Origin of the sequence: Streptantibioticus ferralitis (assembly GCF_029223525.1) — a bacterium.
GTDB lineage: Bacteria > Actinomycetota > Actinomycetes > Streptomycetales > Streptomycetaceae > Streptantibioticus_A > Streptantibioticus_A ferralitis.
This window is the reverse complement of the sequence record NZ_JARHTQ010000003.1, coordinates 1-25,855: the sequence shown is the minus strand read 5'-3', so window position 1 is coordinate 25,855 and position 25,855 is coordinate 1. Positions and strand designations below refer to the sequence as shown.

The following is a 25,855-nucleotide window of genomic DNA, read 5'->3' as shown; positions in this document are numbered from 1 at the left end:
CCGAGGACGCGCAGGAGGGTTCATGGCGGGTGTGTTGACGACGGACGGCGGCACTGCGGGCACCGGGCAGCGGGCGCCGCGAGCGGGCGGCGCCACCCGGCTGGCGGCCTGGCGGCCCGGCCCCTACGCCATCATCGCCACGGCCTTCCTGGTCCTGATGACCGTCCTCGCCTGGCGCAACAACATCATCTCCGACTTCGGCCAGCACGCCTCGGCGATCGACCGGATCAAGGCCGATCCGCTGCATCCGGCGAACCCTCTGGTCGACCTCTCCGGTGACAACAGCCCGTACTACTCGCCGCTGATCGTCGTCCTCGGCCTGATCGCCAAGCTGACCGGGCTGGCCGGCTGGCAGGTCCTTGAGGGGTGGGCCCCGGTCAACCTGGCCCTCTTCCTGACCGGCATCGCCGCGTTCTCCCGCACGCTGAGCAAGAACCGCTGGGTTCCGGTGCTGGCGCTGGCCGCGATGATGCTGCTGTGGGGGATCAGGCCCGCCGCGTGGAGCGGATTCCTCAACCCGGGCGCGCTCACCCGGAACGTGACGTTCCCGTCGACCTTCGCGATCGCGCTCACCCTGCACACCTGGGCACTGACCGCGCGAGCCGCCCGCGCCCGGGCGGGGCTGCTGATGCACACGGCGATCGGCCTGTGCATGGGACTGATCCTGCTGATCCACCCGATCACGTCGATCGGTGCCGCGGCCGGAATCGCCGCGATCGTCCTCGGCTGGCAGCGGGACTGGAACCGCGCGGTCGCGGCGCGCTGGGCGCTCACGGTCGCGGCGGCCGTCGTCCTCGTCGCCGTGTGGCCGTACTACGACGTCTTCGCCCTCGCCGGGGACACCACCGTCGACAAGTTCCACAAGCAGCTGTACGGGCGGCGCCTGATCAGCTGGTACGGACTGAGCCTGGTCGGCGTACCCGCGCTGTGGATGCGGTTCCGACGGCACCGGCTGGACCCCCTGCCGCTGCTGTGGCTGGCCGACATCGCCATCGCGACGTACGGCTGGTTCAGCGGCCGGTACACCTACGGCCGCATCTTCGGCCTGCTGCTGGTGCCCCCGCAGCTCGCCCTCGCCGTGGAACTGGTCAGGGCTCGCCCCTGGAACCTGGCCCGCAGGGCCATGGCCGCCGTCGCCGCGGCGGCCGCCGCGATCGGCCTGGCCGTGCAGACCGGCGCGATCGTCCAGGTCCCGGCCTCCTCCCCCGTCCACCTCCAGCACCTGGCCACCTGGCCGAGCTACCGCTGGGCGGCCGACCACGTCCCCGTCGGCGACGTCGTGCTCAGCAACGACTACCGCGCCACACACGTCCTCCCCGCGTACGGCATCTTCCTGGTCTCAGGCGCCTGGCCCGACCCCTCCCTCCCCGTGGAAGTCCGCAACCGCCGCAACCACGACGTCCGCGTCTACTTCTCCTCCCACCCCACCCCCGCCGTTCAGCACCTCATCGCCACCCGCTACCACGCCACCTGGGCCCTGTTGGACCAGGGCCAGCCCATCCCCGCAGGAGCCCACCTCATCGCAAGCGGCCCAAACACCGGCGAAAAACTCGTCCGCCTGCCCAACTGAGCCACTCCCGCGTCACACCCGCCCAAACCACCGCGACGGCGGGGCCCGGCGCTCAGCACCCCCAACGGGCGGCTGGGCTACGGCCGTTTCGGCACCGCCGTTCCCTACTCACCGCCGCGGCGGACCTCATCCCGCCGCCGCGCGAACAACCACGACGCCGCGGATCGGCGGTCACCCGACGGCCGCACCCCACCAGCGCCAGCCGAACCAGGAGCAGCGCCCGGAGGCGTTCCCAAGGCGCAACGCCACGCACACAGCCAGGTCAGGGGGCGCAGCCCCCGAAGCGGGGCCCCAGGGGGCGCAGCCCCCGAAACAGGAGCCCAGAGGCCGAGCCCCACAAGCGGGGCCCCCGGAGCGGGGCCCAAGGGGCGCAGCCCCCGGAGCGGGGCCCAGGGGGCTGCGCCCCGGACCCCTTCTTGGGATCAGCTATGCGTACGCAGCAGCGTACGCATAGTCCGCATGGCCACCGACAAGTTCGCCAAGTCGAACGAGTCCGAGCTCTGGATCTCCTCCAACGTGGTGCGGGCCCGGCCCAGCAGGGCCACGTTCTTCTGCTCCCAGGCGGCGAACCGCTGCTCCGGGGTCGACGAGCCGTTGCCCGCCGAGAGGACGTCCTGGGTCAGCGCCGCGTGGGCGGCGAAGAGGTCCTCGCGGATGGCGGCGCGGGCCATCGACTGCCAGCGGTCGGCGCGGGGCAACTCGATGATGCGGTCCAGGAGTTGGGTGATCCGCAGCCGGTCCGCGAGGTCGTAGTAGACCTCGGCGACATCCAGCGGATCCTTCTGCACCCGGTCGGCCACCGCCACGATGTCCAGCGCCGGGAAGACGGACGAGAAGCCCGCCACCCGCGTCGCGAGTTCCTCCGGCACCCCGGCGCCGGTGAGCTCGTCGTGGATGCCCTGGTACCACTCCAGGTCCGCGCCGCGCAGCAGCTTCGGCAGCTGGCCCCACACCGCGGCCACGCCCTCGCTGAAGAAGCCGATGGTCTCAGCGATCGCCAGCGGCTGCGGACGGTTGTTGAGCAGCCAGCGGGTGCCGCGCTCGACCAGACGGCGCGAGTGCAGCCGGATCCGGGTCTGCACATCGGCGGCCACGATGTTGTCGAGGGACTCCACCTCGTCCCAGATCCGCGCCATGTCGAAGATCGCGCGGGCCGCGGTGTGCGCCCGTACGATCTCCTCGGTCGAGGCGCCGGTCTCCTCCTTCATACGGTGCAGGAACGTCGTACCGGCGGTGTTGATCGTGTCGTTGACCAGCAGCGTGGTGATGATCTCGCGGTGCAGGGCGTGACCGTCGACCTGCGCCGGGAACCGGTCGCGCAGCGCCTTGGGGAAGTAGGCGTGCAGCAGTCCGCGCAGATACGGGTCGTCCGGCAGCGTGGTGGTGATCAGCTCCGCGGCGGTGGTGATCTTCGCGTAGGCGAGCAGAACGCAGGTCTCCGGATCGGTCAGCCCCTGACCGGCGTTGAGCCGCTCGCGGATCTGCCGGTCGGTGGGCAGGAACTCCAGGGCCCGGTCCAGCTTGCCCTCCCGCACCAGGCGACGGATGTACCGCTGCTGCGCGGACAGCAGGCTCGGCGCCTGCGCCATGCTGTTGGCCAGCGCGACGTTCTGCGCGTAGTTGTTGCGCAGCACCAGCGCGCCGACCTCGTCGGTCATCTCCGCCAGCAGCTGGTTGCGCTGCTTGACGGTCATGTCGCCGTCCGCGACCACCGAGTTGAGCAGGATCTTGATGTTGACCTCGTGGTCGGAGGCGTCCACACCGGCGCTGTTGTCGATCGCGTCGGTGTTGATCCGGCCGCCGCTCCGGGCGAACTCGATGCGGCCCAGCTGGGTCAGACCGAGGTTGCCGCCCTCGCCGACCACCTTGACCCCAAGGTCGGCACCGTCCACCCGGATCGCGTCGTTCGCCTTGTCGCCGACGTCGGCGTGCGACTCCGTGGAGGCCTTGACGTACGTACCGATGCCGCCGTTCCACAGCAGGTCTACGGGCGCCTGCAGGATCGCCTTCATCAGCTCGGCCGGGGTCAGCTTGACGACGTTGCCCGCCAGCCCCAGCACCTTGCGGATCTGCGGGGTGATGGCGATCGACTTGGCGCTGCGCGGGAACACACCGCCGCCCGCCGAGATCAACTTGCTGTCGTAGTCGGCCCAGCTGCTGCGCGGCAGCTCGAACAGACGGCGGCGCTCGGCGTACGAGGTGGCCGCGTCCGGCTCCGGGTCGATGAAGATGTGCCGGTGGTCGAAGGCCGCGACCAGCCGGATGTGCTCCGACAGCAGCATGCCGTTGCCGAACACGTCACCGGACATGTCACCGACACCGACGACGGTGAAGTCCTGCTCCTGGGTGTTGTGGCCCATCTCGCGGAAATGCCGCTTGACCGACTCCCAGGCGCCACGGGCGGTGATGCCCATCTTCTTGTGGTCGTAGCCGACCGAGCCGCCGGAGGCGAACGCGTCGCCGAGCCAGAAGCCGTAGGAGATCGCGACCTCGTTGGCGATGTCGGAGAATGTCGCGGTGCCCTTGTCCGCGGCGACGACCAGATAGGTGTCGTCCTCGTCGTGCCGCACGACGTCGTGCGGCGGCACGACCTCGCCGCTCACCATGTTGTCGGTGATGTCCAGCAGACCGGAGATGAAGGTCTTGTACGAGGCGATGCCCTCGGCCAGCCAGGCGTCCCGGTCCACCGCCGGATCCGGCAGCCGCTTGCCGACGAAGCCGCCCTTGGCGCCCACCGGCACGATCACGGTGTTCTTCACCATCTGCGCCTTGACCAGGCCCAGGATCTCGGTACGGAAGTCCTCGCGACGGTCCGACCAGCGCAGGCCACCACGAGCCACCTTGCCGAACCGCAGGTGCACGCCCTCGACGCGCGGCGAGTACACCCAGATCTCGTACGCCGGGCGCGGCGCCGGCAGGTCCGGGATCGCCTGCGGGTCGAACTTCATCGACAGGTACGGGTGCGGGTTGCCGCCCGCGTCGTGCTGGAAGTAGTTGGTGCGCAGCGTCGCCTTGATCAGGGTGAGGAAGGACCGCAGGATCCGGTCCTCGTCGAGCGAGGCGACCTGGTCCAGCGCGCCGTCCAGCTCCTCCAGCAGACCGTCGATGAGCTCGGAGCCCGCACGCTGGTGCTCCGGGGACAGCCGGGCCTGGAAGAGGTTGACCAGCAGCCGGGTGGTGTGGACGTTGGTGCGGAGGGTTTCCTCCATGTACTCCTGGCTGAAGGTGGCGCCCGCCTGCCGCAGGTACTTGGCGTAGGCACGCAGCACCATCGCCTGACGCCACGTCAGACCGGCGCGCAGCACCAGGGAGTTGAAGCCGTCGTTCTCCGCCTGGTCGGTCCACACGGCGGCGAAGGTGTCCTGGAACCGCTCACGGGCGTCATCGCCGACGTCGCCCAGGGACCGGTCGAGGCGCAGCCCGAAGTCGTACACCCACGCCTTGGTGTGGTCCGAGCGCTTCAGCTCGTACGGGCGCTCGTCGACCACCTCGACACCGAGCCGCTGGAGCACCGGCAGCACGGCGGACAGGGAGACCGGCGCGCCGGTGCGGTAGATCTTGAAGCGGCGCTCGCCGCGGGTGGCGCCCACCGGCTCGTAGAGGGACAGCGTGAAGTCGCCCTCGGGCTTGAGGTGTTCGAGGTGCTGCAGGTCGGCGACGGCGGTGCGCGGGGTGAAGTCGGCTTTGTAGCCCTCGGGGAAGCCGTGCGCGTAGCGGCGGGACAGCTCGGCGGCCCGCTCCTCACCGCACTCCGAGGCCAGCGCCTCGTTGAAGCCGTCCTCCCAGGAGCGGGCGGCCTCGACCAGCCGGGCCTCGATGCGGTCGACCTCGGCGTCGGTCAGCTCGGGCAGCTGGGTGCCCGGCGCGACCCGGATGACGAAGTGCAGCCGGGAGAGCACCGATTCGGTGTTCCAGGCCGTGAAGTCGACCGTGCGGCCCTGGAGTTCCTCCTTGAGGATGTCGGTCAGCCGCAGCCGGACCTCGGTGGTGTAGCGGTCCCGCGGCAGGTAGACCAGCGCCGAGTAGTAGCGGCCGTACTCGTCCTTGCGCAGGAACAGCCGCAGCCTGCGGCGCTCCTGCAGGTACAGCACGCTGGTGACGATCGGACGCAACTCGTCCGCGCTGGTTTGGAACAGCTCGTCGCGCGGGTAGGTCTCCAAGATCTGCAGCAGGTCGCGGCCGTCGTGGCTGTCCGGAGTGAACCCCGCACCGGAGAGCACTTCCTGCACCTTGCGGCGGATCACCGGGACCCGGGAGACCGACTCGGTGTACGCGGCCGAGGAGAACAGGCCGAGGAAGCGGCGCTCGCCGGTGACATTGCCGTCGGTGTCGAAGGTCTTCACACCGATGTAGTCGAGGTACGAGGGACGGTGAACGGTGGCGCGGCTGTTGGCCTTGGTGAGGATCAGCAGCTTGGGCTCGCGTGCCTTGGCGCGGGCGTCAGCCGGAAGCCGGTTGAACGACGGCGAGATCGGCTGGCCCGCTTCGTCCACCCGGTGCTGCGGGTCGGAGCGCAGGATGCCCAGGCCGGTGCCGGGCACCGCGGTCAGCACGTCCTCATCGGCGCCGTCCGGGCCGGGCTCGGTGGTCAGCCGGTACTCGCGGTACCCGAGGAAGGTGAAGTGGTCCTCGGCGAGCCAGCGCAGCAGCTCCCTGGCCTCGCCGACCTCCTGCTCGGGCAGCGGCGGCGGGGTGGCGGCCAGCTCGTCGGAGATGCGCAGCGCGGCATCGCGCATCTTCGTCCAGTCCTCGACGGACTCGCGGACGTCGGACAGCACCCGCCGCAGGTCGGAGGAGATCTGCTTGAGGTCCTCGCGGTCGGTCTCACGGTCGATCTCGACGTGGATCCACGACTCGACGAAGGCGTCGTGCGGCAGCTCCGCGCCGGGCAGGGCAGCGCTGGCGGCCTCGACCAGGTTGCCGGTGCCGATGATCTCCAGGAGCTTGCCGGTGACGTCACGGCGGACCACGACCTGCGGGTGGATCACGACATGGATCGCGCGGTCCTGGCGGGACAACTCGTTGGTGACGGAGTCGACGAGGAACGGCATGTCGTCGGTGACCACCTCGACGACGGTGTGGCTGCACGTCCAGCCGTTCTCCTCCACGGAGGGGGTGTGCACCCGCACGTTCGCGGTGCCCTGAGGGCGGGCCTCCGCGAGACGGTAGTGCGACAGCGCGGCGCCGTAGACGTCGACCGGATCACGGTCGACCAGATCCTCGGCGGCGGTGTGCAGGTAGTAGCGCTGGAGGAACATCTGGACGGCCTCGGTCGTATCGAGGCCCGGGCCAGATTGTCCCCCCGCCGGGCTGTTCTCAGCTACCCGTGCCGCCCGGTCGAGCAGCTCGGCCTTGGCTTCGTCCAGCTTGGTCTGCATGTCCTCTGACTCCTGTCGCGCGCCGTTGCGTGACGTCAATAGGTGTGGTGATGGCACGTCGTCCCGGCGCGGGATTTCCGTTCGGGAACGACGCTATGCCTGGGTGAGGGATGTCCGGGCGGTTGTCCCAGGATTTGACCCGGATGTAACGGTCAGCGGCGAGCCGGGCGTGGTGCCGCCCCGGACGCACGGAGGCTCCGTCGCCTCCGATGGCTATCGCGCTGATCACGGAGCCAAGGCTATCGCTCCCCACCGGGAAGCTGTCAGCGACCGTTTATGTACAAAGAAACAGGTCGATGTTTGACACTTTGGCCACCCCGCCGAGGCGCACCGCAGCCCGTAGGGTGCGCCGGGACACCTCCCGCCCCTAACGGACCAGGCGTTCCGCCGTCTCCACCGCCTCCGCCAGGCTGTCCACCACCGGCACCCCGGCGGCCTCCAGGCTGGACCTGGCGTGCGAGCCCCCGGTGTACAGCACGGCGTGAGCGCCCGCCGCGACAGCCGCCCGGGCATCGTCCACCGCGTCCCCGATGACCACCGTACGCCGCGGCTCGACACCGTCGAGTGCCGCGAGATGGCGTATCAGATGCTCCGTCTTGCCCTCGTCGGACCGGCCCACCCTGCCGTCGACCCGCACGAAGTGCCGTTCGATACCGTGCTCGCGCACCAGCGGGACCAGCCGGTCATGCGGCGCCAGCGAGCACAGCGACTGGGTGCGCCCGGCGACCCGGCCCTCCGCCAGCAGCTCCACAGCCCCCGCGGCCAGAGTGCAGCGGTCGGCCAACGCCCAGTAGTGCCGGTGGAACACCGCGTCCAACACCAACCACTCGTCCTCGGTGGGCAGTCGCCCGATCAGCCTCTCGTAGAAGCGCGGGACCGGCACGCAGTACAGCTCCCGATACCGCTCCAGGGTGATCGACGGCAGGCCTATCTCGGCGAACGAGGCGTTGGTCGCCTCGATCACCGTCTCGATGTCGTCGAGCAGGGTCCCGTTCCAGTCCCACACGAGATGCGCCGTCATGCCCAAGACGGTACCGGTGCGGTCTGACAATCGGTCCCGCGACCGGGGTACACCAGGACTCAGCCGATCAGGGCCGGGATCTCCTGCGTCGCGTACCAGAGCAGCTCATGGTCCTCGGCGCCGTCCACCACGAAGCGCGCGTCGTCATCGCCCGCGTCCGCCGCGCCCAGCGCCTCCGCGGCCGCCGCCACATCCCGCTCGGCGTCCTCGGCGTCCACGTGCACCGCGGCGGCCTTGGTCAGCGGCACGGGCGCCGCCAGGCGCACCACACCCAGCGTGGACGGATCCAGGCCGCGGTCCGGATCGGCGACCGCCGTGCCCTCCGGCACATCGACCGCGACCACGACACGCCGCCGCGCCGCGGCGGCGTCGCCCGCCAGCAGCCGCAGGCTGGCCTGAGCCGCCCGGGACAGCGCCGCGTACTCCAGTTCCTCGATGTCGTCCGAGACGTACCACTCGCGCAGCGCGGGCGTGACCGCGTACGCGTCCAGCGGTGCCGGACCCAGCTCGCCCGCCTTGAGGGCCTCGGCGAGTCCGGGCAGGGTCGTGGGGATGTAGACGCGCATCGCTGCCGCTCCGTGACAGTGCTGATGAGGAACGGTCACAGCATAAGGTCGCGCCCCGCCATGCCGGTCATCCGTGCGGGCCGGGCGTCCCCCTTCGGGCGGTGCGCTCCAGCGCCGCCGACGCCCCCGAACCCCCCGGAAGCGCCCGATCCGGTGCGTCACCACGCGCCCATCACCCTGATAGGTGAATTCTGGAGCCGGTCACCGGCCGGGGCGCCCGGCCTTGTCGTCGCCGCCGCGCACTCGCTAGAAGTCTCCTCAACTACGGACAGCTACCGCCCGGCGACCCCGCCGGGCCCGGCAGAGCGGGGGAACTCAGCCATGACGACCAGCACGTTCGAAACGTCGGCAGATGCCCGGCGTCCAGCCCGTACCGCCACGCGGCGGCCACCTTCGGTGACCGGGCCACCCGTCCGCCGCGACAACCGGCGGCCCGGTCCGCGGGGCCCGGGCTCATCCGGCCCGCGGCCCCAAGGCCCCGGCCAGGGCCGCCGCGGCACCGGCAACGCGGCGGGCGCCCCCGCGGCGGCGCGCCGCGCCCAGCCGCACTGGTGGTTCGCGGACCGGCTCGTCGAAGTCCTCAGCGGCCGGCGCCCGGTCGCCTGGATGCTCGGCCACACCTCCGGCGAGGCCGCCTACGAGCGGCTGTGGCAGCTCGCCTCCCAGGGCGTGCTGCGGCCGCCCAAGGGCCGTCCCACGCCCCTGGTACGCCGCTGCGGGTACCGTGCGCCCGCGCCCGGTGTCCGGGAGGCGTTCGCCCGCGTCTGCTCCGGAGACGCCCTGCGGGCGCTCGCCTTCCGGCTGGAGCTCGGCGCCGACCACCGCTGGCGCTGCACGGCCGTCGAGTGCGCGGGGCCGTCGTGGTGACGCACGAGGGCCGGGCCTCCCACGGAGACCCGGCCCTGTTGTGCGCACATCCGCTACTTCTTGCGGCGGCGGCCGCCCTTCTGGGCCTTGCGCCGCTCGGCGCGGGTCAGACCGTCCGACTCCGAAACCGTCGGACCGCCGTCACCGTTGGTGCTGAAGTCGCCCTCGACGATGCCGCCCTCACCGTCCACCTTCGGGGCGGAGAAGTGCAGCCGGTCCGGGCGCTGCGGGGCCTCCAGTCCCTTGGCGTGGATCTCGGGACGCCCGGCACCGGCCGGAACCACGTCCTCCTTCTCCAGCGCGGGCACCGCGTCCGCCGCCACCGGGACCTCCTCGACCTGCTGCTCGACCTGGACCTCCAGGTTGAACAGGTAGCCGACGGACTCCTCCTTGATGCCGTCCATCATGGCGTTGAACATGTCGAAGCCCTCACGCTGGTACTCCACCAGCGGGTCGCGCTGCGCCATGGCGCGCAGCCCGATGCCCTCCTGGAGGTAGTCCATCTCGTAGAGGTGCTCACGCCACTTGCGGTCGAGTACGGACAGCACCACGCGGCGCTCCAGCTCGCGCATGATGTCCGAGCCGAGCTCCTTCTCCCGGGCCTCGTACTGCTTGTGGATGTCGTCCTCGATCATCTCGGAGATGAAGTCGGCGGTGACTCCCGCGCGGTCGCCCGCCGCCTCGTCCAGCTCCTCGATGGTCACCGTGACCGGGTAGAGCTGCGCGAACGCGGACCACAGCTTTTCGAGGTCCCACTCCTCCGCGAAGCCCTCGGACGTCTCCGCCTTGATGTAGTCGTCGACGGTGTCGTCCATGAAGTGCAGGATCTGCTCCCGCAGGTCCTCGCCCTCCAGAACACGGCGGCGCTCGGCGTAGATGACCTCACGCTGCCGGTTGAGCACCTCGTCGTACTTCAGGACGTTCTTGCGGATCTCGAAGTTCTGCTGCTCGACCTGCGACTGCGCGGACGCGATGGCCCGGGTCACCATCTTGTTCTCGATCGGCACGTCGTCCGGCACGTTCGCCATCGCCATCACGCGCTCGACCATCTGCGCCTTGAACAGCCGCATCAGGTCGTCACCGAGCGAAAGGTAGAAGCGGGACTCGCCCGGGTCGCCCTGACGTCCGGAACGACCGCGCAGCTGGTTGTCGATACGACGCGACTCATGCCGCTCGGTGCCCAGCACATACAGCCCGCCGAGCTCCTTGACCTCCTCGAACTCGGCCTTGACCGCGGCCTCGGCGCGCTCCAGCGCCTCCGGCAGCGCGGCCGCCCACTCCTCGACGTGCTCGACCGGGTCCAGGCCGCGCTGCCGCAGCTCCGCCTCGGCGAGGTCGTCGGGGTTGCCGCCGAGCTTGATGTCGGTGCCACGGCCCGCCATGTTGGTGGCCACCGTGACCGCACCCTTGCGACCGGCCTGCGCGACGATCTGCGCCTCCCGGTCGTGCTGCTTGGCGTTGAGCACCTCGTGCGGCACACCGCGCTTGGCCAACTGCTGCGAGAGGTACTCGGACTTCTCCACGGAGGTGGTGCCGACCAGGACCGGCTGGCCCTTCTCGTGCTTGTCCGCGATGTCGTCGACGACGGCCGCGAACTTCGCCTCCTCCGTGCGGTAGATCAGGTCGGGCTTGTCGAGCCGCTGCACGTCGCGGTGCGTCGGGATCGGGACCACACCGAGCTTGTAGATCTGGTAGAACTCGGCGGCCTCGGTCATCGCCGTACCCGTCATACCGGACAACTTGTCGTAGAGGCGGAAGAAGTTCTGCAGGGTGATGGTGGCCAGCGTCTGGTTCTCGTTCTGGATCTCCACCCCCTCCTTCGCCTCGATCGCCTGGTGCATGCCCTCGTTGTAGCGGCGGCCGGCGAGGATACGGCCGGTGTGCTCGTCGACGATCATGACCTCGCCGTCCATGACGACGTAGTCCTTGTCGCGCTTGTAGAGCTCCTTGGCCTTGATCGCGTTGTTGAGGAAGCCGACCAGCGGGGTGTTCACCGACTCGTAGAGGTTGTCGATGCCCAGCCAGTCCTCGACCCGGGTGACCCCGTCCTCCAGGACGCCGACGGTCCGCTTCTTCTCGTCGATCTCGTAGTCGCGGTCCAGCTTCAGGCGCTGCACCAGCTTGGCGAAGTCGCTGTACCACTTGGTGGCCTGGTCCGCCGGACCGGAAATGATCAGCGGGGTACGGGCCTCGTCGACCAGGATCGAGTCGACCTCGTCGACGATCGCGAAGTTATGGCCGCGCTGCACCAACTCGTCCTTCGACCACGCCATGTTGTCGCGCAGGTAGTCGAAGCCGAACTCGTTGTTGGTGCCGTAGGTGATGTCGCACGCGTACTGCTCACGGCGCTCAGCCGGGGTCATGTTGGCCAGAATGCAGCCGACCTCGAGGCCGAGGAACTTGTGCACACGCCCCATCCACTCCGAGTCACGCTCGGCCAGATAGTCGTTGACCGTGATCAGGTGGACGCCGTTGCCGGAAATCGCGTTCAGGTAAGCGGGCAGCGTGCCGACCAGCGTCTTGCCCTCACCGGTACGCATCTCGGCGACATACCCGAGGTGCAGCGCGGCGCCACCCATCAGCTGGACGTCGTAGTGGCGCTGGCCGAGCACCCGCTTGGCGGCCTCGCGCACCGTGGCGAACGCCTCCGGAAGCAGGTCGTCCAGGCTCTCGCCGTCCGCGTACCGCCGCTTGTACTCGTCAGTGAGGGCCCGCAGCTCGGCATCCGTGAGGTTGACGAAGTCCTCTTCGATGGAATTGACCTGGTCCGCGATGCGGGTCAGCTTGCGCAGGATCTTTCCCTCGCCTGCGCGCAGGATCTTGCCGAAGACGGACACGTAGGCTGGCTCCTTGCCGGTCGGGCCTGGCACGTTCTCTCGCACTGGGCACAGCGGGTGTTTCGCTGGCTGTCTACAGCCTCCGCTGCACCGGCCATCGTAAGCGAGGACACCAGCCCGTCGGGAGGTCCGCCGTCGGACCCGCGCGCTGTCACTCCGGTCAGTGACGGAAATTACCTGTCCAAAGGGGCGAGCCCTTGGAAATACTCCCCCAATGGAACCCGTGACGCTGACCACCGAACGTCTGATCCTGCGCCCCCTGGAGACGCGGGACGTGCACGCGGTGTACGCCGCCTGCCAGGACCCGGAGATCCAGCGCTGGACCACCGTTCCGTCCCCGTACACGCGCGAACACGCGGAGACGTTCATCGGCCAGATCTCCCCGGACGGGTGGCGCGACGACACCCAGTACGGCTTCGGCGTGTTCACCAACGGCGAAGATCAGCTGGTGGGCACGATGGCCCTGGTACGGCTGGCCATGCTGCACACCGAAGAACGGCAGGCCGAGCTGGGCTACTGGACCGCCAAGGAGCAGCGCGGCCGCGGATACACGGTGGAAGCAGCGCGCGCGGTGTGCCAGTGGGCCTTCATCGAGCTCGGCGTGCAACGCATGGAGTGGTACGCCGAGGCGGGCAACGCCGGGTCCCGGGCGGTCGCCCTCAAAACCGGCTTCCGCATGGAGGGCACCCTGCGCGCCCGCATCGTGCACGAAGGAACCCGGCGCGACGCCTGGACCGGCTCACTACTGCCGTCGGACTGGTCACTGACCTCGCCGACGCCGTACCTGCCCTACCCGCAGTCCTGAGACCGGGCGCGGACAACTGGGCGCGGACAACCCGGGCGCGGACAGCAAACCGCGCGCGGCCAGCGCGCCCGGGGCGTTGTCAGTGGTGCCCCCTACGCTGATCCACATGACGAATCCGACGCGTACCAAGCCGGGCAGGAGGCACCCCGAGGCCACGCTCTCCGCGGACGAGGCCCGCCGGATAGCGCTGCGCGCCCAGGGGCTGCTCGGCGCGCCGGACCGGCGGGGCGGCGTACGCGGCGTGCTGCGGCGGCTGGGCGCCGTCCAGTTGGACACCATCTCGGTCCTGGCACGCTCGCACGAGCTGGTCCCATACGCCCGGCTGGGCGGCGTGGGACGTACGGCGGTGGAGTCGGCGTACTGGGGCGCGGACGTGCCGGGGCCCCGCCGATCGCCGGAGGCAGCGGACACGGAGGGGCCGAACACGGCCGCCTTCGAATACTGGTCGCACGCGGCATGCGTGCTGCCGATCGAGGAATGGCCGCATTTCGCCTTCCGCCGCCGGGCACGACGGGCGAAGGGCCACCGCTGGCATGTACTGGAGGACGCCGAGCGCTCCTGCGCGGCAGTCCTGGACCGGCTGAAGGCAGACGGGCCACTGACCTCGACCGAACTCGGCGGCGCCAAGAACGGCGGACCGTGGTGGGACTGGTCCGAGACGAAGATCGCCGTGGAATGGCTGCTGGACACCGGCGACGTGGTGTGTACGAAGCGGCGCGGCTGGAAACGGGTGTACGACCTCGCCGAGCGCGCGGTCCCCGGCACCCTGCTGCACGACGACCTGTCCGACACCGAGTGCCTACGGCGCCTGGTCGGCCAGGCGGGCGCGGCGCTGGGCGTGGCGACCCGGGCCGACCTCGCCGACTACCACCGGCTAAAGGCCGAGCAGGTCGACACCGTGATCGAGGAATCGGGCCTGGTGCCGGTCGAGGTCGAGGGATGGGGAAGGACCCCCGGCAGGAAGTCCGGAACGGCACGCGCCAACGAGAAGACCCCGCCTGGCGAGGCCTGGGCAGACCCTGAGGCGCTGTCGACCGAGCCTCGCGGCAGGCACCGCGCGACCCTGCTGTCCCCCTTCGACTCCCTGATCTGGGACCGGGCCCGCACCCAGCGGATCTTCGACTTCACCCACCGCCTGGAAGCGTACGTCCCCAAACCCCGGCGCATACACGGCTACTTCGCGATGCCGCTGCTCGCCGGCGGCAAGTTGGCCGGCCGAGTGGACCCGGCGCGCGAAGGGAACACCCTCGTGGCCCGCCAGGTATCGGTGGCGGGTCCCCGGGCGGTGGCCCCGATGGCCCAGGCACTACGGGAAGCGGCCGAGTGGGTGGGCTGCGATGCCATACGCGTCGAGCGGATGGACGACCAGAAGCTGGCGGCCGAGCTGAACGCACAACTGGGCTGAGCTGCCCCGCACTTGGGACAAGGACCTGAGGGAGGGATACGCCCCGGGACCACCGGCAGATATCCAGCCGATACGGCCTGCCCGACACCGGCTACCGGATCTCCAGGATCTTCTCCCGCATCGCGTAGACCACGGCCTCCATCCGGGAGTGCAACTGCAGCTTCTCCAGGATGTTGCGCACATGGTTCTTCACGGTGTTCTCGCTGATGAAGAGCTCCTTGGCGATGTCGCGGTTGTTCATCCCCGTCGCGACCAGCTTGAGGACCTCCAACTCCCGGTCCGTGAGCCGGGGTGCGGGCACGAAGCGACGCTCGTCGGTGCGCTGGATCATCGACTTGAACTCGGTGAGCAGCTTGGACGCCATCGACGGGCTGATCTGCGACTGGCCGTCGGCGACAGCGCGGATCGCGGTGGACACCTCGTCCGTGGAGATCTCCTTGAGGAGATACCCGGTGGCCCCAGCCTTGATCGCCTCGTAGAGGTCGGCCTCCTCATCGCTGATCGTCAGCATGATGATCTTCGCGCTGGGCGCCACCTCCTTGATGGACGTGCACGCCTCGATACCGCCGCGCTTGGGCATCCGCACATCCATCAGCACGATGTCAGGCAGCAGATCGGCCGCCTTGTCGACAGCCTCCGCCCCGTCCCCGGCCTCGCCGACGACCTGGATGTCCTCCTCCTGCGCCAGCACGATCTCCAGACCGCGCCGGAACAAGGCGTGATCGTCCACGACCAGGACCCGGATGGGCTCGCTACGCCGCTCGCCCGTGCCCCGGCCGTCGTCCCCTTCGACGGCCGCCGACTCGAAGCTGTCCGGCATCGGTTCCTCCCCCTCAGGCCAGTGCCCCAGGCAACTGCGCTGCACAGCCGCGGCGGGCCAACCAGGCCTCATCACACGCCGGTTGGCACTCACCCCATGATTTCATGCCGTACCGCAGCACGGGGGATTCCGCGGACACAGTGGCGCCCCCGGTCTCGCCAGGGGCGCCACCGGCTCCGGTCACCTACGCAGCGCTCCACCCGCGCCGGTGGGGGGCTCTGCCTCGGGGTCCTCCTTGAGGTAGATGACGCCGTAGTCGTAGCCGTGGCGCCGGTAGACCACGCTCGGCTGGTGCCGTTCGGAATCGACGAACAGATAGAAGTCGTGACCGACCAGTTCCATCGCGTAGAGCGCCTGGTCGAGCGTCATCGGGGACGCGGCGTGGGTCTTCTCGCGGACGACCAGCGGACCTTCACCCTGGACATCCAGCGGACCCGCCTTGGTGGTGGGAACGCCGTCGGCGGCACCCTCTGCGCTCGCCTCCGCACTGAGCGTCGCGAGGGGCGCGGTGTATTCGGCGACACTGATCGCGGTACGGCCGCCACGACGGGCCATGTGCCGCTTGTCGGCCAGCTTGCGCAGCTGCGCTTCCAGCTTGCTGGTCGCCGCGTCCAGCGCCGCATACGGATCACTCGCCGCCGCTTCGGCCCGGATCACCGGGCCGCGGGAGTGCAGCGTGATCTCTACCCGGTCAGAACGGTCGGCAAGCCGGGGGTTGTGCTCCTTGGAGACTTCGACATCCAGGCTGATCGCTTTGCCGTCCAGCTTCTGGATCTTCTCCAGCTTCAGCTTCTCGGCGACGTGCTTGCGAAACCGCTCGGGCACTTCGGTCTTACGGCCCTTGACGACGATGTCCACGCAGAACTCCGTTCCCGGACAGCCCCGCGCGCGCGGGGCACATCCCTTGCGCTAAGGCCGGCGGGCACCGGTCCCGTCCGGCACTGCGATCACTGCTACCCCACACGCCCCGGACGCCTCCGGAGCAGCGAGGTCGCGGCTTTCACCTCCTCCTCCCCCGAGGGGAAGATCAACACCCCATCCGTTCGATGGCAATGCTGCTGCCCGCCTGTTCGGAGTACGCGTGGTGCCATGCACGCCGAATGCCGCAACTTCGTCCAAGCCCGGTCATCAGCGACATAGCACCTGACACTCCTCACAACCGAACATAGCCCTCGGGGGCCAAGGTCGGCACCCCCTGTGGGCCTATACCTCCGTTCGGGTGAATCGCGTGCGTACTCCCTGCAACGTTCCAGTGCCGTAGTCGGTTCCACTCCGACTCTGACCAGCCGGAATCACGGCCCGTCGGCGCGCCTGGGCGGCACGTCCGCGTCGGTTCCGGAAGGAACCGCCGTACCGTTCGCGCCGCCGAGACGACGGCCCCGGGGAGGCCGGCTTCCGGACGAGCGCCGCGCCCTCCCCGTGCGCGGCCGAGGCACACCTTCCGGCGCCGAAGGCACGCTGTACGGGGGCGGGCTCACCTGCCGTACCGACGTCGCCGCCCCCACCAGCCCGAACGCACGCGGGGTCGCGGCCACCACCGCGGCAGCACACACCCGACCGCCCGCGGCATCCAGCGCACGCGCGGCCTCCACCACCGACGCCCCGGTGGTCAGCACGTCATCCACCACGACCACGGGACCATCCCGCAGCAGCCGCCCGCTGCCGGAGACAGCCCCCAGCGCGCCGGACAGGTTCTCCAAACGCTCGGCAGCCGACAGCCCCGCCTGATCGGCGACCAGCCGCCGCTGCCGCAGCACCGCGAGAACCCGCGCCGACACCCCGGCACGGCGCAGCTCCCTCGCCGCACGCAACGCGACCCGCCGCGCCGGATCATGACCGCGCGCGGCCGTCGCCAGACGGGCGGAGGGGACGGGGATCAGCAGGAGCGGACCGGGGTGGGGGGCCTCCCCCTCCCCCTCCCCTCCCCCCACCCCCCGTATCGCCGCCTGCACCGACTGCGCCAGTGCTTCGCCGAGCGGTTCGGCGAGGCGCAGTGCGCCGCGTTCCTTGTGCGCGAGCAGCACCGCGCGCACCTCGTCCTCGTACGCACCCGCCGCGTAGACCGGCGGAAGCCCGGAGGGCACCGGGTCCGGCCACACCCGTCGGATGGCCCCCGCACCGCACAGCTTCTCCCGGCAGCCGTCGCACAGGGCGCTGCGGACCCGGCCGCACCCAGCGCAGTCGACGGGCAGTACAAGATCGGCGATTTCCCGATACCACGACCGCATGGGGACCACTGTGCCGTGGGGGGTGGCGGTGGACCACCCCTGTGGACAAGCGGCTGTGGATAACTCCGAAGGGGGTGTGGCGGGCCGCCACGGCGCAGCCCGGCGTACCCCCGGCGCGTGTATCGGGCGGCGGCCCCGCAGGCCCGTCAGAGGGCCCGTGAGAGGCCTGCGCGGGCCCATTGAGCGCGACCGCATGTACCGCGCACCCGCTGAGCGGACCACACGTACCGCGGAACCTCAGCCCGGATAGACCGGGCCCGTGCCGTCCGGAGACACCTGCTGCCAGTCCGCGTCATTCGGCAGCCGGTACATGCCCTCGTCGGAGGCGACCAGCAGCGGCCGCTGCTGGTCCTCGAACGCGGCGACCGCCGAGACCTTGCTGATCCCCGGCAGTGTCGGGGTGTACGCCGCCGAGCCGTCGGTGTCCACGTACTGCAGTTGCTGCACGCCGCGCGACTGCTTGCCGACCACCACCAGCCGGCTCCCGCCCGCCCAGGAGGCCGCCTCGACATCGTCCAACTGCGGTGCCACCGCACGGAGTTCGGTCACCGAGACCTGCGGGTGATCGACGGTCCCCGAACGCTCGATCCGTCCCAGTTGGAGCGTCGTCCGCCCGCCGTGGTCGACCAGCAGCGCGATCCGTACCCCGTCCGCCGCGACGCGCAACGCCTTGATCTGACCGTCCGCGAGATTGGGCACCGACACCTCGGTCGTCTTCCCGTCGCGCCACATCAACAGCCGCTGGTGCTGCGGATCGCGATCAGCCACCCACAGGTTGCCCAGGCCGTCCCAACTGGGCGCGGTCAATCCCTGCGAGGGGTCGTGGGCTTCGCTGGACAGCACCTCGCGCGCGCTGCCACCGGAGGACAGCGGAGCCACGTACAGCGACCGTCCGTCCGTTCTCACGCCTGCCGCGGTCTCCCCGTCGCGCGACACGGCGACGGACTGCAACCGCGCCGTCGTCTCGCCGAACGGGCCGAGCACCCGGTGCGCCGTCTCCTCGTTGCCGGAGACGGTGACCATCCGGTGGTCGGTGTCCACGAAGTACTGCTGCGCGCCGCTGCCCACCAGGCGCGACGGCGCGTACGCCTGTGCCTGGTCGTGTCCCAACGAGCAGAGCGTCGAGCCGTCCGGGCCGGCCACTTCGACGGAGGTGACCTGCGCCGAGGACTGTTCCTGCACCGTGTGCAGCAGTTGCGCCGCCATCCGCTGGCACTGGTCGCGCCCGACGCGCACCGCCACGTCGCTCAGCTGCACCCGCAGTTTGCCGGAGTCGTCGAGACTGAGCTTCTGGCTCTTGAGCTGCGTCCCGGCGGGAAACGCCGATGTGACCACCGGCTGCAGCCAGTTGCTCGGCCCGGCCAGCAGCGCCTGCACGGTCGAGGTGACGGGGTCTATCCGCCGCCGCACATACACCGGATCGGCCACCAACACGTCCTTCGCCAGTGGGATTTGCCCCTCTTCGGGCCCCAACTGCGCGAAGTAGTACATGTTCACGGAGCGGTATATGCGCTGGAAGTCCGACTCGCTGAGCACCAGCCCGTCCGGCAGGCTGTCGATCCGCCACTCGCCGGCCACCTTGATCAGGTGGAAGTCGGTCCGGTACGTGGACGTCGCCGGCGAGTACGAGTGCTTGCGATCGACCGTGGCGATCTGACCACCGGTCAAGGTGATCGTGGTGCCAACGTCCTCGCGCGCCACGTTGGCGCGCTCCGGGTCGAGTTGGGGGCCGCCCGAGAGCACGGTGATCTGCGCGAACGGGTCCCACTTGACGGCCGAACCGGCCAGGTACTTCTTCGCGGTCTGGTAGTCCGCCTCGTCGCTGGTCGTCGCCTCGAGGAAGCCGCGCACGATCTGCATCGGCTGCTCGTTCTTCTGCGGCTGCACACCGAACACCCGCACCTGCGGGTCTGAGTCGGCACGCTGCTGGTTGCCGACCTTGGTCACCTCGCCGGTGTCAGGCATCGAGGCGCACCCGGTCATCAGCAGGGCGCTGCACAGCAGTGCGCCCGACGTGATGCCCCACTTGACGGGCGCGCGACGGCGGTCGGCCTGCGACATGCCGGTAGTCCTCCCCTGGCCCTGCGGGCCGATCAGCGGTCCGCGTCCTGCTCTCGTACGGTGTCCGCGGTGGCCGTGTCGTCCGGTCGGCCGGTCCCGGCGGTGTGCACCATCTCAGGGCGTTCCGTGACCTCCGTGGCTGGTGTGGCCTCGGTGGGCCGGGTTCCGACGACCCGTGCCCCGCTGCCCGGCAGCGCCGCCGGGTCGGCGGCGGGCGGGCGTGGCGAGAGCGCGGGCACCGAGGGCAGCGGCGACCGGGCGGCGGGCACCGGTGCGGGCGTGCGTCCGTCGCGTAGCGACTTCGACGCGGTGGCGGCCAGGCCGCGCTGGCGGCGTGAGTCCTCCGGTTCCAGCGGGATCGGCGAGCCGCGCAGGGCTTCTCCGGCCGTCCGGGGGAGGGTCAGCCGGAACTGCGATCCACCGCCGGGCTCGCCCCAGGCCTGGAGCCAGCCGCCGTGCAGTCGGGCGTCCTCCACCGCGATGGACAGGCCGAGGCCGGTGCCGCCGGTGGTCCTGGCCCGGGCCGGGTCGGCGCGCCAGAAGCGGTTGAAGACCCGGGTCGCCTCGCCGGGCTTGAGTCCGACTCCGTAGTCCCGTACGGCGATGGCGACCGCACCGCCCGCCGAGGCCAGCCGCACGGTCACATCGCGGCCTTCGCCGTGCTCGACGGCGTTGACGACGAGGTTGCGCAGCACGCGTTCGACCCGACGGGCGTCGGCTTCGGCGACGACCGGCTGCTCGGCGCCCCGCACCACGATCCGGCTGCCCTTGCGGTCGGCCAGCGGTTCGGCCGCGTCGACGACGCGTCGGACGACCTCGCGCAGGTCGATGGCCTCCGCGTCCAGCGCGGCGGCGCCCGCGTCGAAGCGGCTGATCTCCAGCAGGTCGGACAGCAGCGACTCGAAGCGTTCCAGCTGGCTCTGCAGCAGTTCGGCCGAGCGTGCGGTGACCGGGTCGAAGTCCTCTCGCCCGTCGTGGATGACGTCGGCGGCCATGCGGACCGTCGTCAAGGGGGTGCGCAGCTCGTGGGAGACGTCGGAGACGAAGCGCCGCTGCATCCGCGACAGCTCCTCCAGCTGCTGGATCTTGGTCTGGAGGGTGTGCGCCATCTTGTTGAACGACTCGCCGAGCCGCGCGATGTCGTCCTCGCCGGTGACCTTCATCCGTTCCTGCAGGAATCCGGCCGCGAGTCGTTCGGAGATGCCCGCGGCCATCCGGACCGGGGTGACGACCTGTCGTACCACCAGCCAGGCGATGGCGCCGAGCAGGCCCACGACGAAGACCCCGGCGGTCGCGAGCGTCGTCTCGACCAGGCTGAGGGTCTTCTCCTCCTGCGTGAACGGGAAGAGGTAGTACAGCTCGTACGCCTTGCCGTTGGCGTCATTAAGTCGCTTGCCGATGACCAAACCCGGCTGGCCGTCCGGATCGCCCTCGCGCTTGATGAGGGTTTCCTTCTGGTGCGCCCCGGGTTCCTGGGCGACGGCGTTGCGCAGGTCCGGCGGAACGCTGTCCTCGGGGAGCACGTCGCCGGAGGCGCGCGGTCCGCGGGTGCTGGGGCTGTCCGCGAGGTAGGGCTGCTGGTCGGCGTCGGAGCTGAGCGCGACCACGTAGTAGACGCCCTGGCCGCCGCTGGCGAGCTGCTGGACGAGGTTGGTCAGCCAGGTGCCGGGGTCGGCCTGGCCGCGGCCGGTCGTGGGCGCGCCGGTGCCCGTCGAGCCCGTGGGGTCGCCGGGGGCGCCCGTGTTCGCGGCGAGGGACTGGGCGACGTTGAAGCCGCCCAGCGCCTGGCCCTGGGCGGTGGTGGTCTTGGCTTCCCGCAGCCCGTTGCGGACCTGTCCGATGACGACGATGCCCAGCAGCAGCACGACGCCGAGCGACATCAGCAAGGTGGTGGCGACCACCCGTACCTGGATGTTGCGCCGGTACAGGCGCGCCGCGGGCAGCAGCGGGCGGCGCGCCCAGCGCAGGACTGACCCCAGTACGGGCAGCAGCCCCCGGAGCGGGTCGGCGTGGCGGCTCTCCAGCCGCTCGCGTTCATGCCCGGGCCGCTGCTGCTGCTTCGTACTGTGGTCGCGCTCCTGGTTCACGGCATGCGAAGACCCGGCCTCCGCGCCGTTCTCGTACCCGGACTCCGTGGCCTCGATGCCGTTACCCGCGGGCATCCCGATGTCAGCCCGGTCCGGCCTTGTAGCCGACACCGCGCACGGTGACCACGATCTCCGGGCGCTCCGGGTCCTTCTCCACCTTCGAGCGCAGCCGCTGCACGTGCACGTTCACCAGCCGGGTGTCGGCCGCGTGCCGGTATCCCCAGACCTGTTCGAGCAGCACCTCACGGGTGAAGACCTGCCACGGCTTGCGGGCGAGTGCGACCAGCAGGTCGAACTCCAGCGGGGTCAGTGCGATGGCTTGTCCGTCGCGCTTGACAGAGTGCCCGGCGACGTCGATGACCAGGTCGCCGATGGCGAGCTGCTCCGGCGTGGGCTCCTCGGCCCGCCGCAGCCGGGCCCGTACCCGGGCGACCAGTTCCTTGGGCTTGAACGGCTTGATCACATAGTCGTCGGCGCCGGACTCCAGGCCCACCACGACGTCGACGGTGTCGCTCTTGGCGGTGAGCATCACGATCGGCACCCCGGACTCGGCCCGGATCTGCCGGCATACGTCGATACCGTCCCGGCCTGGCAGCATCAAATCGAGTAGCACCAGATCCGGCTTGGTGTCGCGGAAGGCGGCAAGGGCCTTGTCGCCGTCCGCAACGAACGACGGCTCAAAACCTTCTCCACGCAGCACGATGCCGAGCATCTCTGCCAGTGCGGTGTCGTCGTCGACGACAAGGACGCGTCCCTTCATATCGACATCATCCCATTTTCGCATCTGGGATATAGAGGTGGGTGACCCACGTCACTGACCAGCGATGACGTGCGCTGATGATCGTTGATGTCCATAGATGTCCGTTGCCGTTGCTGTCAGCCGTGGTTACCGTCCTCAAGGCATGATCACCTCAAGAGCGTGATGCTCACCACACCCCGCACCGTAATGATCTGGCCATGGGCCAAGCCGAATTGGACGACCCTCCTCGCCGCACTCAGAGAAGCCCCCACACCCCGCAGGCTACTCGGCCGGAGGGCGGTGGGAAGGGCTTGGCCCCAGTCGGGCCCGGCCCTTCGCTACCGCGCGATCCAGCGAAGGTGAAGACCGCGTCAGACCCAGGCGAGTGCAAGCGCACGAGGTAGAAGACGGGCGCGACACAAGCGAAGCGGGCCTGCCCTGCCGTATCCGGGTGGAGCCCCTACGCGCGCCACGATGGAGTCAGGTGACTCAGCTCATGTTTCGAACCAGCTCCGCTCGCTGAATGTGCCGCTCCCAGCGCCCACTTAACCCGCCTCAGCTGGGGCGAGAGCGGCGAGTGTGGCTGCTGTTACGGGAGAGGCGACACCGTTCTCCGTGACAAGCGCCGTCACCAGTGCGGCCGGTGTGATGTCGAACGCAGGGTTGTACGCCTGGGTGCCCAGCGGCGCGACCTGGATACCGGGACCGGCCTCGGTGACCGGGGCCCGCGGTGAGGCGAGTTCGGTGACCTCGTGGCCGGGGCGCTGCTCCACCTCGATCGACGCACCGTCCGGGGTCGACAGGTCCACCGTCGTGGTGGGGGCCACCACGACGAACGGCACGTTGTGGTGTGCGGCGAGTACGGCCAGTGGATAGCTGCCGACCTTGTTCGCCACCGATCCGTCGGCGGCGATCCGGTCCGCGCCGATCAGCACCGCGTCCACCGCCCCGGCCGCGAAGAGCGAGCCGGCGGCGTTGTCGGCGAGCAGCGTGTACGTCATTCCGGCGCGTGCCGCCTCGTAGGCCGTCAGCCGCGCACCCTGCAGCAGCGGCCTGGTCTCGTCCACCCACAAGCGCCGCAGCAGTCCCTCGCGGTGTGCGGCGTGCGCCACTGCGAACGCGGTGCCGCCACCGCCGGAGACCAGGGCGCCGGTGTTGCAGTGGGTCAGGACGCGGTAGCCCCCGCCCGGCACCAGTTCCTTCAGCAGTGCCAGCCCGTGGCCGGCCATACGGTCGCTGGCCGCCGCGTCTTCGGCGTGCAGCGCGCGGGCCTCGGCAAGCGCGGCCCGGGCGGCCCGCCGCGGGTCCGCGCTGCCCACGAGGGCGGTACGGTACGCGGCTGCGGCGCGGCGCACCCCGTACCCCAGGTTGACGGCGGTCGGCCGGGCGGACGCCAGCAGCTGTGCGGCCTCCGCCACGTCGAAGCCGCGTGCGGCGGCAAGCGCCACACCGTAGGCTCCGGCGAGCCCGAGCACCGGAGCGCCACGGACCGCGAGGCTACGGATGGCGTCCACCAGCGCCAGTACATCGGTGCAGACCAGCTCGACCTCCTCTGTGGGGAGCCTGGTCTGGTCGAGGAGTATCACCACGGGCCCTTCGGGAGGCTCCTCCCAACGCAGCGTGGGAATGGTGACCGGAGAACCGGACTGTGAGTCGTTGGCCAGAGATACCACGGACTGATCACCCATCCGTCCAGTCTGCCCTGCCCGGTGGGCGCTTTTGAATGGCCCGCACACATGGGGTTGTCGGCACCCGTCACGGCGGGAACGTGTGCGCGCCGCCCATGGCACGATGGCCGCGGACCCAAGGGGTACCGACCCGACAGGTCCTGACGCGCAAAAGGAGCACCAATGAACAACTCTCCGGGCTGGGCTTCGCCCGGATCCGGCCCCTCCGACTCTTCCGGCTCTTCCGGCCCGTCCGGGCCCGCTGACCCGGCGGACCAGGGCGAGCAGACCGTGCCGGAGGCCGGAGCGGAACAGCCTGCGCCTCAGGACGCCGTGCCCTCGACGTGGTCCAAGAACCAGCCTCCGGCTGCTGGTTGGAGTACGTCCGGTACGGGGCCGCGGGCATCTTCGGGACCAGGCGGACCTGTCCCCCCGCCTCCGCCGGGGCCGGGACCGCGATGGGGCGCGCACGCCGGATCGGCGCAGGGTTGGGGCACGGCGTCCGGGCGAGGCACCTACTGGCATCAGTTGCCACCGGCCCCCAAGCCGGGGGTGATTCCACTGCGTCCGCTCAGCGTCGCGGAGATCCTCGAAGGCTCCATCGCCACGATGCGCGCGCACTCGCGCACGGTGCTCGGCATCTCGCTCGGCCTCGCCGTCGTGACGGAGACGGTCTCGACCCTGGTCACCGGGTTCTTCTTCAACAGCAACCCGAGCCTGGACAAACTCCGCGACGGCACCACCACAAAGGTCAGCGATGTACTCAAGGCCTTCGGGGACTCCGTCGCCGGAAGCGGTTCGGCGTCGCTCATCAGCATGCTGGGGCAGATCATCGCCACAGCCATGCTCACCATGATCGTCAGCCGCTCCGTACTGGGCCGGTCAGTCACCGCGGGCGAGGCATGGCGTGACTCCCGGCCCCGACTGGTGCGCATGCTGGGGCTGACGCTGCTGATCCCCTTGATCGGACTCGCCATAGTCGGCCTGGGCGTCATGCCCGGCGTTCTCCTGGCGCTTTTCGGCTCGGCGAACGCGGGCGCGGGCCTTGCCTTTCTCGGCGGTACCGCGGGCGGATGCGTCGCCATCTGGCTGACCATCAGTCTCAGCCTGTCCTCCCCGGCCCTGATGCTGGAGAAGCAGGGGGTATTCGCCTCGATCGCCCGCTCCTACAAGCTGGTACGGGGCTCATGGTGGCGGGTCTTCGGCGTGCAGCTGCTCGCCATACTCATGGCCTTCATCATCACCTCGATCGTCTCGATCCCCTTCACGGTGATCGCCCAGATCGTCAGCAGCGACAACACGGGTGGTCTTCTCGCGGGCGCCGGTTCGCACATCGGCTGGGCATTCCTCATCGTCATCGGCGTCGGCGCCGTCGTGGGCACCATGTTCACGTTTCCGCTGAGCGCCGGTATGGCCGCCCTGCTCTACATGGACCAGCGCATCCGCCGTGAAGGCCTCGACATCGAGCTCGCTCGTGCCGCGGGTGTCGACGGGTACGCGGCCTCTCCCTCGCGGGAGTAAGACGGAAAGCCCCAAAAGGGGGGTGGGTGGTTCCGCCCGAGTCCAGGCGTCGCCGATCTGGGTTCAGGCGGGAACCACCCACCGGTCTGCTGCGCGAGGGCATAAAAATGGCTGTGGCCCCTGGATCTGAATCCAGGGGCCACAGCCATTTAAGAATTGTTCGGCGGTGTCCTACTCTCCCACAGGGTCCCCCCTGCAGTACCATCGGCGCTGAAAGGCTTAGCTTCCGGGTTCGGAATGTAACCGGGCGTTTCCCTAACGCTATGACCACCGAAACACTATG

16 protein-coding genes and 1 rRNA gene are annotated in these 25,855 nt (G+C 70.0%); 5 read left to right on the top strand and 12 right to left on the bottom strand.

All coding sequences use genetic code 11. From position 1 onward, the window contains the following. The first annotated feature begins 22 nt into the window (after positions 1–22). Complete coding sequence (locus P2L57_RS05740) at positions 23–1,570, top strand: hypothetical protein (RefSeq protein ID WP_275809309.1); 1,548 nt, start codon at positions 23–25, stop codon at positions 1,568–1,570. Positions 1,571–1,992: 422 nt separating this feature from the next. Here the strand turns inward: P2L57_RS05740 and P2L57_RS05735 are convergent, their stop codons facing one another. From P2L57_RS05735 to P2L57_RS05725, 3 genes are all read right to left on the bottom strand, one after another. Beyond that, a complete protein-coding gene (locus tag P2L57_RS05735; protein ID WP_275809306.1) occupies positions 1,993–6,948 on the bottom strand; it encodes an NAD-glutamate dehydrogenase in 4,956 nt (1,651 codons plus the stop codon). 367 nt (positions 6,949–7,315) lie between these two features. Then, positions 7,316–7,969: an HAD family hydrolase gene (locus P2L57_RS05730; RefSeq protein WP_275809303.1), complete on the bottom strand. Its 654-nt coding sequence runs from the start codon at positions 7,967–7,969 to the stop codon at positions 7,316–7,318. Between the two features lie 59 nt (positions 7,970–8,028). Then, positions 8,029–8,535 (bottom strand): DUF6912 family protein, encoded by a 507-nt coding sequence (locus tag P2L57_RS05725; RefSeq protein WP_275809300.1) that lies wholly within the window; start codon positions 8,533–8,535, stop codon positions 8,029–8,031. 321 nt (positions 8,536–8,856) lie between these two features. Between P2L57_RS05725 and P2L57_RS05720 the strand changes: the two genes are divergently transcribed. Next, positions 8,857–9,402, top strand: coding sequence for an Rv3235 family protein (locus P2L57_RS05720; RefSeq protein ID WP_275809297.1), 546 nt, complete (start codon positions 8,857–8,859; stop codon positions 9,400–9,402). A gap of 53 nt (positions 9,403–9,455) precedes the next feature. Here P2L57_RS05720 and secA read toward each other — a convergent pair whose 3' ends face one another. After that, positions 9,456–12,239 (bottom strand): preprotein translocase subunit SecA, encoded by a 2,784-nt coding sequence (gene secA / locus P2L57_RS05715; protein WP_275809294.1) that lies wholly within the window; start codon positions 12,237–12,239, stop codon positions 9,456–9,458. 214 nt (positions 12,240–12,453) lie between these two features. On the opposite strand from secA, the gene P2L57_RS05710 reads away from it, so the two are divergent. Both P2L57_RS05710 and P2L57_RS05705 read left to right on the top strand, forming a co-directional pair. Continuing rightward, complete coding sequence (locus tag P2L57_RS05710) at positions 12,454–13,044, top strand: GNAT family N-acetyltransferase (protein WP_275809291.1); 591 nt, start codon at positions 12,454–12,456, stop codon at positions 13,042–13,044. A gap of 106 nt (positions 13,045–13,150) precedes the next feature. Further along, entirely contained in the window at positions 13,151–14,449 is a 1,299-nt protein-coding gene (locus P2L57_RS05705) for a winged helix-turn-helix domain-containing protein (protein ID WP_275809288.1), read from the top strand. 91 nt (positions 14,450–14,540) lie between these two features. Here the strand turns inward: P2L57_RS05705 and P2L57_RS05700 are convergent, their stop codons facing one another. The 7 genes from P2L57_RS05700 to mtnA form a co-directional block, all read right to left on the bottom strand. Then, entirely contained in the window at positions 14,541–15,269 is a 729-nt protein-coding gene (locus tag P2L57_RS05700) for a response regulator (protein WP_275809285.1), read from the bottom strand. A gap of 180 nt (positions 15,270–15,449) precedes the next feature. Beyond that, positions 15,450–16,127: a ribosome hibernation-promoting factor, HPF/YfiA family gene (gene hpf / locus P2L57_RS05695; RefSeq protein WP_275809282.1), complete on the bottom strand. Its 678-nt coding sequence runs from the start codon at positions 16,125–16,127 to the stop codon at positions 15,450–15,452. A 434-nt stretch (positions 16,128–16,561) separates the two neighbouring features. Then, on the bottom strand, positions 16,562–17,497 hold the full coding sequence (locus tag P2L57_RS05690) for a ComF family protein (protein ID WP_275809279.1): 936 nt from the start codon (positions 17,495–17,497) through the stop codon (positions 16,562–16,564). A gap of 237 nt (positions 17,498–17,734) precedes the next feature. Then, a complete protein-coding gene (locus tag P2L57_RS05685; RefSeq protein ID WP_275809276.1) occupies positions 17,735–19,558 on the bottom strand; it encodes an LpqB family beta-propeller domain-containing protein in 1,824 nt (607 codons plus the stop codon). A gap of 32 nt (positions 19,559–19,590) precedes the next feature. Next, positions 19,591–21,720, bottom strand: a complete 2,130-nt coding sequence (mtrB, locus tag P2L57_RS05680) for an MtrAB system histidine kinase MtrB (protein ID WP_275809273.1) — start codon at positions 21,718–21,720, stop codon at positions 19,591–19,593. A 7-nt stretch (positions 21,721–21,727) separates the two neighbouring features. Beyond that, complete coding sequence (mtrA, locus tag P2L57_RS05675) at positions 21,728–22,405, bottom strand: two-component system response regulator MtrA (protein WP_275809270.1); 678 nt, start codon at positions 22,403–22,405, stop codon at positions 21,728–21,730. A 524-nt stretch (positions 22,406–22,929) separates the two neighbouring features. Next, entirely contained in the window at positions 22,930–24,072 is a 1,143-nt protein-coding gene (gene mtnA, locus P2L57_RS05670) for an S-methyl-5-thioribose-1-phosphate isomerase (RefSeq protein WP_275809267.1), read from the bottom strand. 507 nt (positions 24,073–24,579) lie between these two features. Between mtnA and P2L57_RS05665 the strand changes: the two genes are divergently transcribed. Next, the gene (locus P2L57_RS05665) at positions 24,580–25,572 is read left to right on the top strand and encodes a DUF7847 domain-containing protein (RefSeq protein ID WP_308292436.1); all 993 of its coding nucleotides are present in this window, start codon (positions 24,580–24,582) and stop codon (positions 25,570–25,572) included. A gap of 158 nt (positions 25,573–25,730) precedes the next feature. On the opposite strand, the gene rrf is transcribed toward P2L57_RS05665, so the two are convergent. Next, positions 25,731–25,847 (bottom strand): 5S ribosomal RNA (rrf, locus tag P2L57_RS05660). Positions 25,848–25,855 lie beyond the last annotated feature (8 nt).

What these genes read in the sequence shown, in the direction of transcription:
- mtnA (WP_275809267.1), bottom strand. Translation starts at nt 24,072, where the DNA reads ATGGGTGATCAGTCCGTGGTATCTCTGGCCAACGACTCACAGTCCGGT.
- mtrA (WP_275809270.1), bottom strand. Translation starts at nt 22,405, where the DNA reads ATGAAGGGACGCGTCCTTGTCGTCGACGACGACACCGCACTGGCAGAG.
- P2L57_RS05735 (WP_275809306.1), bottom strand. Translation starts at nt 6,948, where the DNA reads ATGCAGACCAAGCTGGACGAAGCCAAGGCCGAGCTGCTCGACCGGGCG.
- P2L57_RS05730 (WP_275809303.1), bottom strand. Translation starts at nt 7,969, where the DNA reads ATGACGGCGCATCTCGTGTGGGACTGGAACGGGACCCTGCTCGACGAC.
- P2L57_RS05740 (WP_275809309.1), top strand. Translation starts at nt 23, where the DNA reads ATGGCGGGTGTGTTGACGACGGACGGCGGCACTGCGGGCACCGGGCAG.
- P2L57_RS05710 (WP_275809291.1), top strand. Translation starts at nt 12,454, where the DNA reads ATGGAACCCGTGACGCTGACCACCGAACGTCTGATCCTGCGCCCCCTG.
- P2L57_RS05725 (WP_275809300.1), bottom strand. Translation starts at nt 8,535, where the DNA reads ATGCGCGTCTACATCCCCACGACCCTGCCCGGACTCGCCGAGGCCCTC.
- P2L57_RS05690 (WP_275809279.1), bottom strand. Translation starts at nt 17,497, where the DNA reads ATGCGGTCGTGGTATCGGGAAATCGCCGATCTTGTACTGCCCGTCGAC.
- P2L57_RS05720 (WP_275809297.1), top strand. Translation starts at nt 8,857, where the DNA reads ATGACGACCAGCACGTTCGAAACGTCGGCAGATGCCCGGCGTCCAGCC.
- P2L57_RS05700 (WP_275809285.1), bottom strand. Translation starts at nt 15,269, where the DNA reads ATGCCGGACAGCTTCGAGTCGGCGGCCGTCGAAGGGGACGACGGCCGG.
- P2L57_RS05705 (WP_275809288.1), top strand. Translation starts at nt 13,151, where the DNA reads ATGACGAATCCGACGCGTACCAAGCCGGGCAGGAGGCACCCCGAGGCC.
- mtrB (WP_275809273.1), bottom strand. Translation starts at nt 21,720, where the DNA reads ATGCCCGCGGGTAACGGCATCGAGGCCACGGAGTCCGGGTACGAGAAC.
- P2L57_RS05685 (WP_275809276.1), bottom strand. Translation starts at nt 19,558, where the DNA reads ATGTCGCAGGCCGACCGCCGTCGCGCGCCCGTCAAGTGGGGCATCACG.